At 71.0% G+C, this 15,217-nt stretch carries 14 protein-coding genes; 3 read left to right on the top strand and 11 right to left on the bottom strand.

Features of this window, described 5'->3' with window-relative positions; translation table 11 throughout:
* Window positions 1-238: 238 nt before the first annotated feature.
* The 5 genes from AB4Z01_RS12350 to AB4Z01_RS12330 all read right to left on the bottom strand — a co-directional run bounded on the left by AB4Z01_RS12350 (window position 239) and on the right by AB4Z01_RS12330 (window position 3,339).
* Window positions 239-1,387 (bottom strand): adenylate/guanylate cyclase domain-containing protein, encoded by a 1,149-nt coding sequence (locus tag AB4Z01_RS12350; RefSeq protein WP_441693899.1) that lies wholly within the window; start codon window positions 1,385-1,387, stop codon window positions 239-241.
* Between the two features lie 25 nt (window positions 1,388-1,412).
* Complete coding sequence (locus tag AB4Z01_RS12345) at window positions 1,413-2,027, bottom strand: MlaC/ttg2D family ABC transporter substrate-binding protein (protein ID WP_441693896.1); 615 nt, start codon at window positions 2,025-2,027, stop codon at window positions 1,413-1,415.
* Between the two features lie 132 nt (window positions 2,028-2,159).
* Window positions 2,160-2,612, bottom strand: a complete 453-nt coding sequence (locus AB4Z01_RS12340) for a hypothetical protein (RefSeq protein WP_441693893.1) — start codon at window positions 2,610-2,612, stop codon at window positions 2,160-2,162.
* A gap of 7 nt (window positions 2,613-2,619) precedes the next feature.
* On the bottom strand, window positions 2,620-2,931 hold the full coding sequence (locus tag AB4Z01_RS12335) for a DUF883 family protein (RefSeq protein WP_441693891.1): 312 nt from the start codon (window positions 2,929-2,931) through the stop codon (window positions 2,620-2,622).
* Between the two features lie 159 nt (window positions 2,932-3,090).
* Window positions 3,091-3,339 carry a hypothetical protein gene (locus AB4Z01_RS12330; RefSeq protein ID WP_441693888.1) on the bottom strand — a complete coding sequence of 83 codons (249 nt, stop codon included), beginning with the start codon at window positions 3,337-3,339 and terminating at the stop codon, window positions 3,091-3,093.
* Between the two features lie 267 nt (window positions 3,340-3,606).
* Here AB4Z01_RS12330 and AB4Z01_RS12325 point away from each other — a divergent pair, with 267 nt between their 5' ends.
* A complete protein-coding gene (locus AB4Z01_RS12325; RefSeq protein ID WP_441693885.1) occupies window positions 3,607-5,283 on the top strand; it encodes a sensor histidine kinase in 1,677 nt (558 codons plus the stop codon).
* A 3-nt stretch (window positions 5,284-5,286) separates the two neighbouring features.
* Here the strand turns inward: AB4Z01_RS12325 and AB4Z01_RS12320 are convergent, their stop codons facing one another.
* The 4 genes from AB4Z01_RS12320 to AB4Z01_RS12305 form a co-directional block, all read right to left on the bottom strand.
* Entirely contained in the window at window positions 5,287-6,318 is a 1,032-nt protein-coding gene (locus tag AB4Z01_RS12320) for a histone deacetylase family protein (RefSeq protein WP_441693882.1), read from the bottom strand.
* 62 nt (window positions 6,319-6,380) lie between these two features.
* Window positions 6,381-8,279 carry a calcium-binding protein gene (locus AB4Z01_RS12315; RefSeq protein WP_441693880.1) on the bottom strand — a complete coding sequence of 633 codons (1,899 nt, stop codon included), beginning with the start codon at window positions 8,277-8,279 and terminating at the stop codon, window positions 6,381-6,383.
* Between the two features lie 252 nt (window positions 8,280-8,531).
* The gene (locus AB4Z01_RS12310; protein ID WP_441693877.1) at window positions 8,532-10,400 is read right to left on the bottom strand and encodes a potassium/proton antiporter; all 1,869 of its coding nucleotides are present in this window, start codon (window positions 10,398-10,400) and stop codon (window positions 8,532-8,534) included.
* A gap of 109 nt (window positions 10,401-10,509) precedes the next feature.
* Window positions 10,510-11,100, bottom strand: a complete 591-nt coding sequence (locus tag AB4Z01_RS12305) for a TetR/AcrR family transcriptional regulator (RefSeq protein WP_441693874.1) — start codon at window positions 11,098-11,100, stop codon at window positions 10,510-10,512.
* A 103-nt stretch (window positions 11,101-11,203) separates the two neighbouring features.
* Here AB4Z01_RS12305 and AB4Z01_RS12300 point away from each other — a divergent pair, with 103 nt between their 5' ends.
* Entirely contained in the window at window positions 11,204-12,058 is an 855-nt protein-coding gene (locus AB4Z01_RS12300; protein ID WP_441693871.1) for a nuclear transport factor 2 family protein, read from the top strand.
* Here AB4Z01_RS12300 and AB4Z01_RS12295 read toward each other — a convergent pair whose 3' ends face one another.
* Entirely contained in the window at window positions 12,059-13,246 is a 1,188-nt protein-coding gene (locus AB4Z01_RS12295; RefSeq protein WP_441693868.1) for a M20 metallopeptidase family protein, read from the bottom strand. It lies immediately after the preceding gene.
* Between the two features lie 178 nt (window positions 13,247-13,424).
* Here AB4Z01_RS12295 and panE point away from each other — a divergent pair, with 178 nt between their 5' ends.
* Window positions 13,425-14,348, top strand: a complete 924-nt coding sequence (gene panE / locus AB4Z01_RS12290) for a 2-dehydropantoate 2-reductase (RefSeq protein WP_441693866.1) — start codon at window positions 13,425-13,427, stop codon at window positions 14,346-14,348.
* A gap of 4 nt (window positions 14,349-14,352) precedes the next feature.
* On the opposite strand, the gene AB4Z01_RS12285 is transcribed toward panE, so the two are convergent.
* The gene (locus AB4Z01_RS12285; protein WP_441693864.1) at window positions 14,353-15,174 is read right to left on the bottom strand and encodes an SDR family NAD(P)-dependent oxidoreductase; all 822 of its coding nucleotides are present in this window, start codon (window positions 15,172-15,174) and stop codon (window positions 14,353-14,355) included.
* Window positions 15,175-15,217: the final 43 nt, after the last annotated feature.

The raw sequence follows: 15,217 nt of genomic DNA, 5'->3' as shown, positions 1-15,217 counted from the left end.
CCCCGATCCTGTTGGGTTCGCTGCCGCGAACCCAACCTACGWCACCGATTTGCGCAGCCTTCCACACTCCCCCTCCCCTTGCGGGAGGGGGTTGGGGGAGGGGTCTGCGCGCGTCCGCGCGTGTATGGTGTTTTCATTCCCTGAGCCGGCCGGCCCAGGGCAGCCATCATCGGTTCGGGCTGCAACAACCCCCTCCCGCGAGGGGAGGGGGAGATCAAGACAGCCACCGGCCATCCCATCACGCCGCGATCGCGAACACCGGCTGCGGGTCGGCGAGGCCGCGGATCGGGTGGGCGCCGAGCGGCTCCGCCGCCCCGCCCCAGGCCTGCCGGAACAGCCCCGAGCACACGGTCGGCCGGTCGAGCTGCTTGGCCAGGCCTTCCAGCCGGCTGGTCAGGTTGACCGCCGGCCCCAGCACGGTGAAGTCCAGCCGGTCGGGGCTGCCGATATTGCCGTACAGCACCGGTCCGAGATGCAATGCCGCGGCGGAGGCCACCGCATCAGGCCCGGCAGCGAGGCCCTGGCGGATCGCCCGCACCGCGCCGACCGCGGCGTCGCAGGCGGCCGCGGCGCCGCCGGCCTGCTCGACCGGGAAGATCRCCAGCACGCCGTCGCCGAGGAACTTCAGCACGTCGCCGCCGCGGTTGACGATGGCCTGGGCGAGGGTCTCGAAATAGCGGTCCAGCACCGCCAGAACGGCGGCCGCGGTCAGGCGCTCGGATAAGGCGGTGAAGCCGCGCATATCGACGAACAGGATCGCGGCGTCGACCGCGACGACGTCGCCGCGGCGGATCGCGCCGGCCGCCACACGGTCGGCCGGGCCGCTGCCGAGATAGGTGCGCAACAGGCTGGCGGCCGAGCGGCGCATGGCGGTCGGCTCCATCGCCGCCGCCAGCGGGTGGCGCAGCCGCTCCAGCAGCGCCGCCTCGTCGTCGGTGAAGCCGCCGGGCCGGTCGGTGACGAAGCTCGCCACCTGCACCGTCTCGTTGCCGTAGATGATCGGCACGGCGACATAGTCGGTGCCGCCGGCGGCGGCCAGCTCGTGGAAGATGGTGTGGTCGTCCGGCCCCAGCCCGGTCAGCGGGCGGCGCAGCGGCCGCCGGCTGTTCAGCACCGCCTCGTAGGGGCTGCCGAGAAAGGCGCTGGTCGCCAGCACCTTGCGGTCGATCACGAAGGCTTCGCCGCCCCTGGCCGTGGTCCACACCACGCCCCAGGCGGTCAGCAGCGGATGGGTGATGCTCTGGCCGATCCGCACGCGCTGCAGCGGCAGGCCGGCGGCGATCAGGCGGCGGCAGAAGCCGTCGACCAGCGCCACCGGGTCGGCCAGCAGCCGGCCTTCGGCCACCAGCCAGTCCGCGACGTCCCTGCCGACATCCGCCACCGCCATCGTGTCTATCCCGGGTTCTGGCGGATCAGCCGCCGGCCCGCTGGCGCATCGCCTGCAGCAGCCCGTCGACATTGCCGCCGTTCTGCGCGATCACCGAGGCGAACTCGTCGCGCTGGGTCACGCTCATGCTGACCCGGGCGACGATGACGTCGACCACCTTGTAGCCGCCGCCGGCCTGGCGCACCCGCCAGTCGACCTGGATCGGCGGCCCGTCCTTCTGCCGGATCTCGGTCGCGACCAGGGTGTCGCTGCCGCCGACAGCGCGGGTGCCCTTCACCACCAGGGTCTCGCCCTGGTAGTTCTGGAACCGCCGCGAATACGTCTCGACGATCATCCGCTCGAACAGGTCCATGTATTCCGCCTGCTGCTGCGGCGTGGCGCTGCTCCAGTAGCGACCCAGCACGAAGCGGCCGATGGTCGGCAGGTCGAAGCCCTGGTTCAGGATTCGGGTGAACTCGGCCTTGCCCTGCGCCGTCGCGGCGCCGCCGGCCTGGAGGATGCCGATCGCCCGCTTGGCCATGTCGTCGATGAAGGCCGCGGCCCCGTCGGTCTGGGCCGAAGCCGGTTGCGTCAACCCCGCCAGCAGCAGCGAAGCCGTCGCCATGGCGCCCGCGGTCAGCACCGTCCGTCTGTTGATCATGTCTGGACCTTTGTTGTTCTGGGATACCGTCTGCCGCCTGCCCGGCCCAAGGGCCGAGGCCCCCCACAGAGGCAGGGGGCGGATTATAGACGAAACGCAGCGGCGGTCATGAGGCAAGACGCTGCAGCCGCATCAATCCCGCTTGCGGCGGCCCCCCAGCAGCGGCAGGGCTCCGACCGCGATGCCGGCCACCAGCGCCGCCAGGGCCACTTTCGGCGCGACCTTCGCGGCGGACAGGCCGAGGCCGGCAACCATACCCTCCAACCCGGCTCCGGTGGCTGAGACCGGGGCGGCGGCGGTCCGGCGGCGCGGTTTGCGGCCGGCCAGCACGCCGATCAGGGCGACGACTGCGGCAAGGCCGAGCACGACCAGCCCGACCACCAGCGCGGCGCCGGCCGGCCCGAGCTTCGGCAGCAGCAGGTAGAAGCCGGACCAGGCCAGCAGCACCAGGGCGATCACCACCAGAACGAGGGCGATCGCAAACAGCGCGGCGGCGATGCAGGCCCGTCGCAGCGCCTGGCCGAGCCGGAGGCGCTGGCGGGCAGCGAGCGCGCCCAGCAGGGCGACGCCGAGGTCGGTCTTCACGCCGGCCTCAGCGGTCCAGCAGCTTGCCGATGACGAGGCCGACGCCGAAGGCGACGAGGACGCTGGTGAAGGGGTTCTGCTCGATCCGCTGCTCCAGCGCGGCGATCCCTTCCTCGCCCTGGGCGCGCGCGCTGTCGGCGAAGTGCTGCGCCCGTTCCTTGGCGGCGTGGGCGGCTTCGTTCAGCCGGGCGCCGCCGGCCTTGGCCTCGGCGGCGGCGGTGTTGCCCAGGGTGCGGGTCAGCGCCGCGATATCGTCGCGGATCTTGCCGAGATCGCCGCGCAGCGTGTCGAGTTCCTGGTCCAGGTTCCGCGTGGCCATGTCTGTTCCTCGCTCCATTGGTTGCGCGGGCCGATATTGGCGCGGATGAGGGGCGCCACAAAAGCAAACGGGGACAGAGGCGACTCTGTCCCCGATCAAAATAGCTTCAAACGAGGCGCCGGTAACTGCGGCGCCTCGTGTCGTCCGTCAGCCCGGAGCTCAGCAGCGGCCGCCTAGATTGATCGTCCGGCAGCTCGTCGCCGCGCCGCCGACCGCGCCCACGGCGCCACCGATCAGCGCGCCCGTGGCGGCATTGCCGCCGGTGAGGGCCGAGATGCCGGCGCCGGCACCGGCGCCGAGCAGGCCGCCCGACAGGGCCCGGCCGCCCGTATCGCGACCGCACGCCGCAAGCGCCAGCGTGGCCGCGAGCACGATCATGGTGGGTTTCAACATCGTCTTCGTCTCCATCTCAAGCGCCGGTTACAGCCGGGCACTTCGCCGCAGAAAAACGGGCCGTGCGACACTTTGTTCCCGTGTCCGCCAGTGACCAATTTGCGGCCCGGTGATGGCTTTTCCAAGGCCTGTGTCGTAGAACGCGCCGGCGGCCCGCCATGCCGGCGAGACGCGCAGGTCGGGGGTTGGAATCGCACGGGGCTCGCTGCAGGATGGGGCCGATGACGTCGGGGCAGGAAGCATGACGCCGAGGATCCACGCCCCCCGCCGGCTGCCGTCGCGATGAACCTGCTGTCGCGCCTGTTCCTGCTGGTCGCCCTAGCCGTCGCGCCGGGCATCGCGCTGCAGGGCTACAACGAATACGCGCTGCGCATCGCCCGCACCAACGAGATCCAGGACGATGCGATCCGGCTGGCCAATGTCGCCGCCGGGGCGCAGTTCCGCATCGTCGACGGCGTCCGCCAGCTGCTGGCCGCGATGGCCCGGGTGCCGGCGATCCGCGAAGGCCAGGGCGGCCGCTGCACCGAGGTGGTCGACGAGCTGCGGACGGAGGTGAAGAGCCTGAACGCCATCGCCGTGGTCGATGCCGACGGTAACCTCCTGTGCGGCGCCAACATTACCGCGGCGATCTCGGTCTCGGTCGGCCATCAGGGCTTCTTCCAGCGGGCGCGCGAGATTCGCGGCTTCGCCGTCGGCGGCTTCGCCACCACCGACGCGGTCGGCGTGAAGGTGCTGCACGTGGCCTATCCGATCTTCGACGGCGACAGCTTCCAGGGCGCCGTGGTGGCGGCGCTGAATGTCGACGAGATGGTCAAGGCGATCACCATCGACACCGAATCGCGCAATGCGGTGATCATGATCACCGACCGCGCCGGGGTGGTGATGTCGCGCCTGCCCGGGCCGGACGGGCCCTGGGTCGGCAAGCAGCTGCCGAACAAGTTCCTCGACCTCCTGGCCTCGCAGCAGGCCGGCTCGGTCACCAGCGGCGCGATCGACAGCACCATGCGGATCTACGGCTATGTGCCGATGCGGTCGGAGGAGTTGGACCTGTTCGTGCTGGTCGGCATCGACCGGGCGGCCGCCTTCGCCACCATCGACGCCGCGACTCAGCGCGGCATCGCCCTGATCGTCGCCGGCCTGCTGGTCTCGCTCGCCGCCGCCGGCATCGGCGGCCGGCTGTTCCTGCTGCGGCCGATCGACCGGCTGCTGGCCGCCGCGCGCGACTGGCAGCGCGGCCGGCTCGACGCCCGCGTCCGGCTGCGCCACGGCCGCGACGAGTTCGGCCGGCTGGCCGTGGCGTTCGACGCCATGGCCGACCGGATCGAGCAGAACCTGAAGCAGAAGGATCTGTTGCTGCGCGAGATCAACCACCGGGTGATGAACAGCTTCCAGCTGCTGTCCAGCCTGTTCGGGCTGCAGGCGCGCCGGGCGCAGAATCCGGAGGCGAAGCATGCCCTGGCCGAGGCGAACGACCGGATTCAGGCACTGGCCATCGTCCACCGCCGGCTCTACGCCAATGCCGCGGTCGACCAGGTCGAGGTGAAGGAGTACCTGACCGGTCTGTGCGATGACCTGTCGCGGGCGCTGCTGCCCGAGAATGGCGGCATCTCGATCGCGATCGAGGCGGCGCCGGCCGAACTGCCGCCGTCGCGGATCGTGCCGCTTGGGCTGATCGTCAACGAGCTGGTCACCAATGCGGTGAAATATGCCTTCCCGGACCGCCGCGAGGGCAGGGTCGAGATCCGGTTCCAGCCGCGCGAAGACGGCTGGCGCCTGGAGGTCGCCGACAACGGCGTCGGCCTGCCGGAAGGCAAGATGCCGGCGAATGGCAGCGGCCTCGGCATGGTGGTGCTGCAGGCCCAGGTGCGCCAGCTCGACGCCGCCATCGAGATCGACAGCGGGCCTGCCGGCACCCGCTTCACCATCGACATCCCGGCCCAGCGCGACCCGGAGGCGTGACGGTCAGCCCCCCTCCAGCGCCTGCAGCAGGTTGGAGACGTTGACGCCCAGCGCGTCGACGGCGTAGCCGCCCTCCATCACCGTCAGGGTCGGCACGCCCAGGCCGCGGCCCAGGATCTCGCCCATGCGGGTGAAGTCGTCGCTGTTCAGCTTGAACTGCGAGATCGGGTCTTCCTGGAAGGTGTCGGCGCCGAAGGACAGCACCACCGCATCCGCGCCATAGTCGCGGATCCGCGCCAGGGCGGCGTCCAGCGCCTCGCGATAGCGGTCCCAGGTGGTGCCGAAGGGCATCGGCAGGTTCAGGTTGAAGCCCTCGCCGGCGCCCGCGCCGCGCTCCTCGGCATAGCCGAGGTAATAGGGGTATTCGACATTCGGATCGGCGTGCAGCGACACGAACAGCACGTCGTCGCGGCCGTAGAAGATCTCCTGCGTGCCGTTGCCGTGGTGATAGTCGATGTCCAGCACCGCCACCCGGGCGGCGCCGTTGTCGCGGAACCACTGCGCCGCCACCGCGGCGTTGTTGAAGAAGCAGTAGCCGCAATAGACGTCGGTCGAGGCGTGGTGCCCGGGCGGCCGGCACAGCGAGAACACCGGCTTGCCGTCGGCCGCCACCAGCTTTGCCCCGGTCAGGGCGACGTCGACCGAGCTCAGCGCCGCGCGCCAGGTGCCGGCGGTGATCGGCGTGCCGCAGTCGCTGGCGTAGTAGCCGAGCTTGCCGTCGATCGAGCTGGGGACGATCTGGCGCATGTTGCGCACCGCCCAGTTCGTCGGCAGGGCGTCGATCTCGCCATGCTGGGCCGTCCACTCGTCCCAGGCGGTCTCCAGGAAACGGATGAAGCCGCGGTCATGCACCCGGGCGATCGGGTCGGTGCCGAAGCGCCCCGGCGCCCGGATTTCGCCCAGGCCGACGGCCTTGATCCGGGCCAGGATGGTCTCCGCCCGCTCCGGCTTCTCGACCACCGGGATGAAATGGCCGCCGGTCAGCTCGACCTTGCCGTGCTGCAGCCGGTGGTCCTCGGAATAGATCGTCAGCATCGCGTCCCCGCTGTCCCATGTCACCGCCGACGATAGCGGATGCGGCGCGGCGCCGGAACGGGTCAGAGCAGGAAGTCCGTGGCGGTCAGGGGGTGGTCGGAGACGACGTTGATGGCGAAGTCCGAACCCTTGTCGCCATTGACGTCGACATAGACCACCTGCACCGGGCCATACGTCACCACCCGCAGCTCGCCGGCATGGCGGGTGTAGTCGCCGGTGCCGAAGCTGAAGGCGGTGTCGCCATTGGCCGGGTTGCCGTCCGCGTCGATGCCGGACAGGTCGATCCGGTCGCCGCTGGCGAAGTCCGTGATCGTGTCCTTGCCCGACGCGGCCACGGTGCTGGCTGCGATGCTGCCGTAGACGAAGCTGTCGCTGCCGGCGCCGCCCTTGAGCAGGTCGGCCCCACCGCCGCCGGTGAGCACGTCATTCCCGGCCAGACCCCACAGGGTGTTGGCATTGGAGTCGCCAGTCAGGACGTCGTTCTGGGCCGAGCCCAGCACCTGCTCGATGCCGGAGAAGGTGTCGCCCGCGGCATCGCCGCCCGAGGCGGCGCCGGTCGCGAGGTTGATCGTCACCCCGGCGACCGAGCTGGCGTAGCTGATCGTGTCGATGCCGGCGCCGCCGGCCAGCGTGTCGGCCCCGGCCGCCCCTTCGAGGATGTCGTTGCCATCCCCGCCGTCGATCTGGTCGATGCCGGCGCCGCCATAGACGACATCGTTGCCCGCCTCGCCGAAGATCGAGTCGTTCCCGGTTCCGGCGTCGACCGAATCGGCGCCGGTCCCGCCATGGATGGTGTCGAGGCCGACGCCGCCTACCAGGCGATCGGCGCCGGCGCCGCCGTCGAGGCTGTCGTTGCCGCCCTCTCCCGAGAGGGAATCATCGCCGTCATTGCCGGCGAGCGTGTCATTGCCCAGCTCGCCGCCGATGATGTTGCGGCCGTTGTCGCCGGTCAGATGGTCGTCGAAGCTCGACCCGTACAGGTTCTCGATGCCGGTCAGCGTGTCGCCCGTGGCGTCGCCACCGGCGGCAGTGTGGGCCAGCAGGTTCACCGTCACCGCCGCGGCCGAACCCTGGTAGTTGGCGAAATCGGAGCCGCTGCCGCCGTTCAGCGTATCGGCCCCGGCGCCACCGTGCAGGGTGTCGTCTCCGGCGCCGCCGCTCAGCGCATTGACGCCGGCGTCGCCGGTGAGGTGGTCGGCGAAGGCCGAGCCCGTGAGGTTCTCGATCGTCGTCAGCGTGTCGCCCTGGGCGTCGCCGCCCAGCCCGGTGCCGAGCACCAGGTCGACCGTCACCCCGGCGGCGGAGCCCGAATAGTCCGCCGTGTCGGTGCCGGCACCGCCGACCAGCGCGTCGGCCCCGGCGCCGCCGGCGAGGACGTTGTTCCCGCCGTCGCCATGCAGCGAATCGTCATGGGCCGATCCGGTCAGGTTCTCGATCCCGGTCAGGGTGTCGCCATTGGCGTCGCCGGCCGAGACCTGGGCCGTGGACAGCCGCAGGTCGACCGTCACCGCCACCGCGGAATTGGCATAGCTGGCGGTGTCGATGTCGGCGCCGCCGTCCAGCAGCTCCGCATTCGCGCCCCCAACCAGCGTGTCGTTCCCGCCATTGCCGTGCAGCGCCATGGCGTCGCTGGGCCTCATGATCATCACGTCGTCGTAGGCCGTGCCCCGGAACTCCTCGAAGCCACGGCCCGGGGTGGAGTTGGACCGGGCGATGATGCCGTTAGCATCTCGCACCGTCCCCTCGAACTCATCGATCCTGATACCCCGGCCGAAGCCGGAGTAGTCGAGGATGTCGTAGCCGCCCTCGGGAGACAAATTTGCCCCGATGTCGCTGCCGATGGCGATGTCGTCGCCGGCGCCGGTGTAGGTGGTCTGGGTGTTGGTGTAGACGAGCAATGTGTACCCTGGCGGGACCGGGCCGGCGTAGCCGGGCGGGACCATGAAGTACCCGAGTGCCATCAGATGCTCCTGCAATGCTGTCGGTGAACGGGGCCAGCCCTCGTCAATGAAATCGGCGCGGCCTTGGGCTAACGCCGTGACCATCCTCCTGGGTCCGATGCGGCGGACACCGGCACTCCGGCCACAGCCGGTTCGTTCCGATTGGGACTCGGATCCGATTCGTAGGCTGCGACTTTCTCACACGGAAGCTGGTATCGGGAGCGCGAATCTCACGCCTGGACGGGTCTCGCCGGACCTTGATGCGCGGCGCCGCTACTCCGGCCGCGTCTCGGCCTCGGCCGGTTCTGTCGCCGGAACGGGCGGCGGCGTCGTCCRCCGGGCGCTGCGCTGGCGCAGCCAGCCGCGGATCCAGGCGGCGATCTCCGACAGGTTCTGGAACACCGGCAGCTTCGGCTGGGCGCCGCGGCTGGGCTCCAGCGCCAGCCCGACCTCGGTGACCTCGTTCTCGTCGTCGACGGCGCGGACGATCAGCTCGACCCCGCCGACCGGCAGCCGGTCGCCGACCTCGACCCGGCCGCCGAAGCCGTCCTGCAGGAAGGTCCCGACCGTCCGGGTCTCGCCCGGCTCGGGCAGGGCGAAGCCGTAGCTCTCGGCGACCTCGGCCAGCGGCGCCTCGGCGTGCAGGGTGAAGTCGCCGAAGAAGTCGCGATCGTCCTGGGCCAGCCGGGCAGGGGTGGCGAACAGCCGGTCCAGCAGCCGCACCTGCTGCGGCGGGGTGAAGATGTAGACTTGGTCGCCGCTCTGCAGCCGCCCGGCATGGTGGATGTCGACCGACTGGCCGTCGCGCACGATCAGCGCCGGCCGGGCCCAGCGCGGGATGCGCTCGCCGCGCGCCACCGGGCTCTGCGCCGCAATGCGGTAGACCACCAGCTCGTGGTTGGCGCGCCCCGGCAGCTCCAGCTCGACGCGGTCGACCGGGCCGATCCGCGGCGGCACGATCAGGCCCAGCCACTTGGCCAGCGGCCGGATCGTCCAGCCTTGCAGCAGCAGCGAGACGATCACCACCAGGAACACGCCGTTGAAGATCATCCGCCCGTCCGGCAGATGCGCGATCAGCGGCAGGATGGCCAGCAGGATCGACACCGCGCCGCGCAGCCCGATCCAGGCGACGAAGGTGGTCTCGTTGCGCGAGAAGCCGTAGGGCAGCAGGCACAGCCAGACCGCGATCGGCCGGGCCACGAAGGTCAGCGTCAGGGCCACGGCCAAGGCGGGCAGCGCCACGGCGGGGAATTGCGACGGCGTCGCCAGCAGCCCGAGGGTCAGGAACATGCAGATCTGCGCCAGCCAGGTCATGCCGCTCTGGAACCGGCGCAGCAGGGCCGAGGCGCGCAGCGTGGCGTTGCCGGCGACGATGCCGGCGACGTAGACGGCGATGAAGCCCGACCCGTGCAGCATGCCGGTGGCGGCGAAGATCAGGAGGGCCAGGCTCAGCACGATCACCGGGTACAGGCCGGGATCCAGGCTGACCCGGTTGATCACCCGCACGATCACAAAGCCCCCGGCCAGGCCGAGGGCGATGCCGATGCCGGCCTCCAGCGTGAAGCTGGTGAGCAGCGACCAGGTCAGGGCCTCCGCCCCGGTGCCCAGGCGTACCGCCTCGACCAGCGCCAGCGTGAGGAAGACCGCGATCGGGTCGTTGCTGCCGGATTCGATCTCGAGGGTCGACCGCATGCGGTCGCGCAGGGTGATGCCGCCAACCCGCAGCAGGAAGAACACGGCGKCGGCGTCGGTCGAGCTGACGATGGCGCCGGTCAGCAGCGATTCGTACCAGCCGAAGCCGAAGGCGTAGCGGGCGGCCACGGCGACGATGCCGGTGGTGATCAGCACCCCGGCCGTGGCCAGGGTCAGGGCCGGGGCGGCGGCGGCGCGGAGGCTGTGCAGCCGGGTCTCGAAGCCGCTGTCGAACAGGATCAGCGCCAGGGCGACGCTGCCGATGAAATAGGCCGCGGGCGCGTCGTCGAAATGGATCTTGCCGATGCCGTCCTCGCCGGCGCCGAGGCCGACCGCGAGGAACACCAGCAGCAGCGGGGCGCCGACCCGGAACGAGATCAGGCTGGTGAAGACGCTGAGCGCAATGAGGCCCGCCGCGACGAGAATGGCGAGGTTCATCGCCTCGATCATCGGTGTCTGTTCCTCACGTCCCGGGGTCGCGGCCGCAGCCGCGCGACTCGCCTCCTGCAATCCACCCGAGAAAGGTGACGGAAATCGGGCCCGATGGCGAGGTTTCTGCTCAGCCCAGAACCTTCATTGCGGCGATGGCGGCCGCCAGCAGCTCCTCGCGGGACGCGCCGTCGCGGGCCTGCAGCGACAGCCCCTGCATCACCGTGCCGAAGAAGATGGCGAGGCCGTTGATGTCGGTGCCCGCCGGCAGGTCGCCGTCCTCGATGCCGCGCTGCAGCCTCCGGCGGATCCGGTCGATGGTCTCGCGCCGAAGGTCGGCCAGATGGCGGCGCAGCCCGTCATTCTCCGGCAGGCCGTTGACCAGGCCGAGGATCAACATGCAGCCGCCGCCCCCGGGCGAGGCGAGGGCGATCTCGGCGCTCGCCGTCAGCATGCCGAGGATCGACCTCCGGGCCGTCGTGTGGGTTTCCAGCGCCTGCATGCTGCCGGCGCCGTCGGTGGCCAGGTAGCGGTCGAGCGCCTCGCGGAACAGCGCCTCCTTGGAGCCGAAGGCGGCATAGAAGCTGGGCGGGTTGATGCCCATCGCCGCGGTCAGGTCGACCAGTTGCGCTCCTTCATAGCCTTTGGCCCAGAACACCTCGATCGCACGCCGCAGCGCCGTGTCGCGGTCGAAGCCGCGCGGCCGGCCTCGCGTCGCCATCCAGATTCCTTTCTGTAGTTGCATTTACATAATTCTCTTGACGGCCATGGTGCAACCCGACAATCATTCTGTAGTCAGAATTACCGAATTCCGGAGATCCGAGATGACGACCGGCCCTGTGCCCGATCCCGACCTGACGGAAGCCCGGCTGAAGGTGATCGATGCCTATTTCCGCGGTGCCGACAGCCGCGATCCGGCCTGGCTCGACCTGTTCACCGAGGATGTCGAGCTGGTCTTCCCGAAATTCGGCCTGACCCGGGGCAAGGCGGCGGTGGCCGAGTTCGGCGCCCGGCTGGCGGCCGAGTTGGAGAGCCTGGAGCACGACATTCCCGGGCTGCACATTATCGTCGCCGGCGACACCATCGTGGTCGAGGGCACCGAGGCCGGCGTCACCCGCAGCGGCCTGCGCTGGCCGGATGGGGTGGTGTCGCAGGGCCGGTTCTGCGATGTGTTCAAGTTCGCGGGCACGCTGATCCGCAGCATCCACATCTATGTCGACCCCGACTTCACCAGCGCCGACCGCGACCGCATCCGCATCCTGCGCGGCGAGGCGGCGGCCGGCGGCGGGGCCCGGGCGACGCTCGAACGCTATCTGACGGCGATGCGGTCGCGGGCGACGCCGGAGGCCGTGGCCGCGCTGTTCACCGAAGATGCCGACTGGGACATTCCGGGCGCGGTCGACCGCGTGCCGTGGATCGGGCACCGCAGCGGCCGGGCGGGCGTCGCCGATTTCGTCCGCGCCCTGTGGGACGGGATCGAACCGATCCGCTTCGACATCACCGCCATCGCCGCCGAGGGCGACCGCGCCTTCGCCGCCGGCGAGCTGGAAGCGCGGGCCAGGCGCACCGGGCGGATCATGCGCAGCGAGTTCGTCATCGACCTCACCGCGCGCGACGGGCTGATCTCCCGTTACCGCCTGCTCGAGGACAGCTTCGCGATCGCCCAGGCCGCCGCCTGATCAGGACAGCAGCTCGACCGCGCTGCGGGCCAGGGCGGCGGCGCCCAGGCCGATGCAGCGCTCGTCCGGCTGGTAGTCGGAGTTGTGCAGGTGGTCGTGGCGTCCCGGCTGGGCGGCGCCGACCCGCAGATGGAAGGACGGCACCCGCTCGGAGAAAAAGGCGAAATCCTCGGCGCCGAAGCCGGGCGCGGTCTCATGCACAACGTCGCCGAACTGCGCCCGCACCGCGGCGACCGACGCCTCCAGCACGCGGCCGTGATTCATCAGCGGCGGTACGCCCAGCTGGTAGTCGAGCTCGCAGGTCACGCCCTGGGTCAGGGCGATGCCCTGCACGATCCGGCGGATGGCCGCCTCCGCCGCCGCCCGCGCCTCGGGCGACCGGGCCCGCACCGTGCCGCGCAGGGTGCAGGTGTCGGGGATGATGTTGTGGGTGGCGCCGCCGGCGATGCTGCCGACCGTCACCACCGCGCCCTGGGCCGGGTCGATGGTGCGCGACACCACGGTCTGCAGTTGGGTCACCAGATAGGCCGCGGCGACGATCGGGTCGGCGGCGTCCTGCGGCCGCGCCGCATGGCCGGACCGGCCGCGGACGGTGATGTCGAAGGTGTCGGCCGAGGCGGTGCTGGCGCCGCGCAGGTAGCCGAACTGCCCGGTCGGCATGGTCGGGCTGTTGTGGAAGGCCAGCGCCAGGTCGGCGCCGTCCGCCGCGCCGTCGGCGATCATCGCGGCGGCGCCGCTCTCCGGCGTCTCCTCGGCCGGCTGGAACACCAGCCGCACGGTGCCGCGCAGCCGCGGCGCCAGGTCCTTCAGCACGGCGCCGACGCCGATCAGCGTCGCGGTGTGGATGTCGTGGCCGCAGGCATGCATCTTGCCGGGCACGGTGCTGGCGAAGGGCAGGCCGGTCATCTCGTGGATCGGCAGCGCATCCATGTCGGCGCGGATCAGCAGGCAGGGGCCGGGGGCGCCGCCCTCGATCTCGGCGACGATGCCGGTGCGGCCGATCCCGGTGCGGTAGGGGATGCCCAGCTTGTCGAGCTCCGCCGCCACCACGCCGGCGGTGCGCTGCACCTCGAAGCCGATCTCCGGATGGGCATGGATGTCGCGCCGTACCTCGACCAGGCCGGGCGCGATGGCCTCGACCGCGGTGTCGATCGAAGCGCCGATATCGTTGATGCCGCGCGTATCCATGGACCGGTGAGCTCCCCTTGGGCCGACAAGGATTCGAGTCATTGCACCCGGGCGGGGCGCCGTCCACCCCGCGATTTGCAGCCCAGGCAATGCCTTTACATCCGGCGGGGCGGATCCCAGCTTGGCCGGGAGGGGCATGACCGCCCGGGCTCGGGCCACGGGCAGAACGGAGCAAGCGATGCGTCTGTTGGTTGTCGGCGCCGGCGCGACCGGCGGGTATTTCGGCGGCCGGCTGGCCCAGGCCGGCCGCGACGTGACCTTCCTGGTGCGGCCCGGCCGTGCCGCCGCGCTGCGGGCGGACGGCCTGCGCATCGTCAGCCCGCATGGCGACGCCACCCTGGCGCCGCGGCTGGTCACCGCCGATGCGGTCGACGGCCCTTATGACGCGGTGCTGCTGGGGGTGAAGGCCTATGGCCTGGCCGGGGCGATGGCCGACCTCGCCCCCGCCGTCGGGCCGGAGACGATGATCCTGCCGCTGCTGAACGGCATGCGGCACATGGATCTGCTGTCGGCGCGCTTCGGCTCCGCTGCGGTGCTCGGCGGCGTCTGCAAGATCGCCGGCACGGTCGATGCCGAAGGCCGGATCGTCCAGTTGGCCGGCTTCCACGAGCTAGCCTATGGCGAGCGTGACGGCACCCCTTCGGGCCGCACCGACCGGCTCGATTCGGTGCTGCGCGGCGCCGGCTTCGACGCCCGGCTGACACAAGAGATCGAGCGCGAGATGTGGCAGAAATGGGTGATGCTGGCGGCGCTGGGCGGCATCACCTGCCTGATGCGCGGCAGCACCGGCGAGGTCGTGGCCGCGCCCGGCGGCGCCGATTTCGCCGGCCGCTTCCTCGACGAGGTGGTGGCGGTGGTCAGTGCGGTCGGGACGCCGCCCGGCAGCGCCTTGCTGGCCACCACCCGGGCGTTCCTGACCGAGCCGGGGGCCGCTCGCACCTCGTCGATGTATCGCGACCTGCAGCAGGGCGCACCGATCGAGGCCGACCAGATCATCAGCGACCTGCTGGTCCGCGGCCGGGCCGCCGGGATCGACACCCCGCTGCTCGCCCTGGCCGCGACTCATCTCGCCGTCTACCAGCGCCGCCTTGCCGGCGATTAAGCGATCAGCGGCCGACCGCCAGGCCGGCGACATCCTGCCACTGCTCCCAGCCGGCGAGGCGTCTTTCATACTCTGCCCGCGTCACCTCCAGATTGTGCGGGCCGAAGAACACCCGCAGCGGCGGCTCGGCGGCATCGACGATGCGCAGGATGGCCGGGCCGCTCGCACCCGGATCGGCGAATTCGGCGTCGCGCCAGCGCAGCAGCCGCCCGGCGCGGATCTCGTCATAGGCAGGGATCGGCTCGGCATGGACCATCGAATCGCCTTTCCATTCGGTGGCATAGCCGCCGGGCTCGACCAGCGTGACCTTGACGCCGGTGCCGGCCAGCTCGCCCTGCAGTGCCTGGCTCATCCCCTCCAGCGCCCATTTCGAGGCGTGGTACAGGCCCAGCATCGGGAAGGCGTTGACGCCGCCGACCGAGGACACCTGGATGATGTGGCCCGACCGCTGCGCCCGCAGGATCGGCAGCGCCGCCTGGGTCACCCACAGCGCGCCGAACAGGTTGGTCTCGATCTGCGCCCGGGCCTGCGCCTCGCTGACCTCCTCGACCGCGCCGAGCAGGCCGTAGCCGGCGTTGTTGACCACCACGTCCAGCCGGCCGAACCGCTCCTGCGCCGTCGCCACCGCCGCGAACACCGCCGCCCGGTCGGTCACGTCCAGCCGGATCGGCGCGACCTGGGCGCCGTAGGCATGCACCAGGCTGCAGAGGCTGGAGATGTCGCGGGCCGTCGCCGCGACCTGGTCGCCGCGGGCCAGCGCCGCCTCCGCCCAGGCCCGGCCGAGCCCCTTCGATGTGCCGGTGATGAACCAGACCTTGCCTGACATGTCGTCCTCGTCGGGGTTGAAGCGGAGGATCCTCCGTTTCGCT

The organism is Inquilinus sp. YAF38, from assembly GCF_052113205.1.
In the GTDB taxonomy this organism is placed as follows: domain Bacteria; phylum Pseudomonadota; class Alphaproteobacteria; order DSM-16000; family Inquilinaceae; genus Inquilinus.
This window is presented reverse-complemented; position numbering and strand designations above follow the sequence as displayed.

Coding starts and splice junctions, on each gene's coding strand:
- AB4Z01_RS12345 (WP_441693896.1), bottom strand. CDS start 2,027: ATGATCAACAGACGGACGGTGCTGACCGCGGGCGCCATGGCGACGGCT.
- AB4Z01_RS12335 (WP_441693891.1), bottom strand. CDS start 2,931: ATGGCCACGCGGAACCTGGACCAGGAACTCGACACGCTGCGCGGCGAT.
- AB4Z01_RS12330 (WP_441693888.1), bottom strand. CDS start 3,339: ATGGAGACGAAGACGATGTTGAAACCCACCATGATCGTGCTCGCGGCC.
- AB4Z01_RS12325 (WP_441693885.1), top strand. CDS start 3,607: ATGAACCTGCTGTCGCGCCTGTTCCTGCTGGTCGCCCTAGCCGTCGCG.
- AB4Z01_RS12320 (WP_441693882.1), bottom strand. CDS start 6,318: ATGCTGACGATCTATTCCGAGGACCACCGGCTGCAGCACGGCAAGGTC.
- AB4Z01_RS12315 (WP_441693880.1), bottom strand. CDS start 8,279: ATGGCACTCGGGTACTTCATGGTCCCGCCCGGCTACGCCGGCCCGGTC.
- AB4Z01_RS12305 (WP_441693874.1), bottom strand. CDS start 11,100: ATGGCGACGCGAGGCCGGCCGCGCGGCTTCGACCGCGACACGGCGCTG.
- AB4Z01_RS12300 (WP_441693871.1), top strand. CDS start 11,204: ATGACGACCGGCCCTGTGCCCGATCCCGACCTGACGGAAGCCCGGCTG.
- AB4Z01_RS12295 (WP_441693868.1), bottom strand. CDS start 13,246: ATGGATACGCGCGGCATCAACGATATCGGCGCTTCGATCGACACCGCG.
- panE (WP_441693866.1), top strand. CDS start 13,425: ATGCGTCTGTTGGTTGTCGGCGCCGGCGCGACCGGCGGGTATTTCGGC.
- AB4Z01_RS12285 (WP_441693864.1), bottom strand. CDS start 15,174: ATGTCAGGCAAGGTCTGGTTCATCACCGGCACATCGAAGGGGCTCGGC.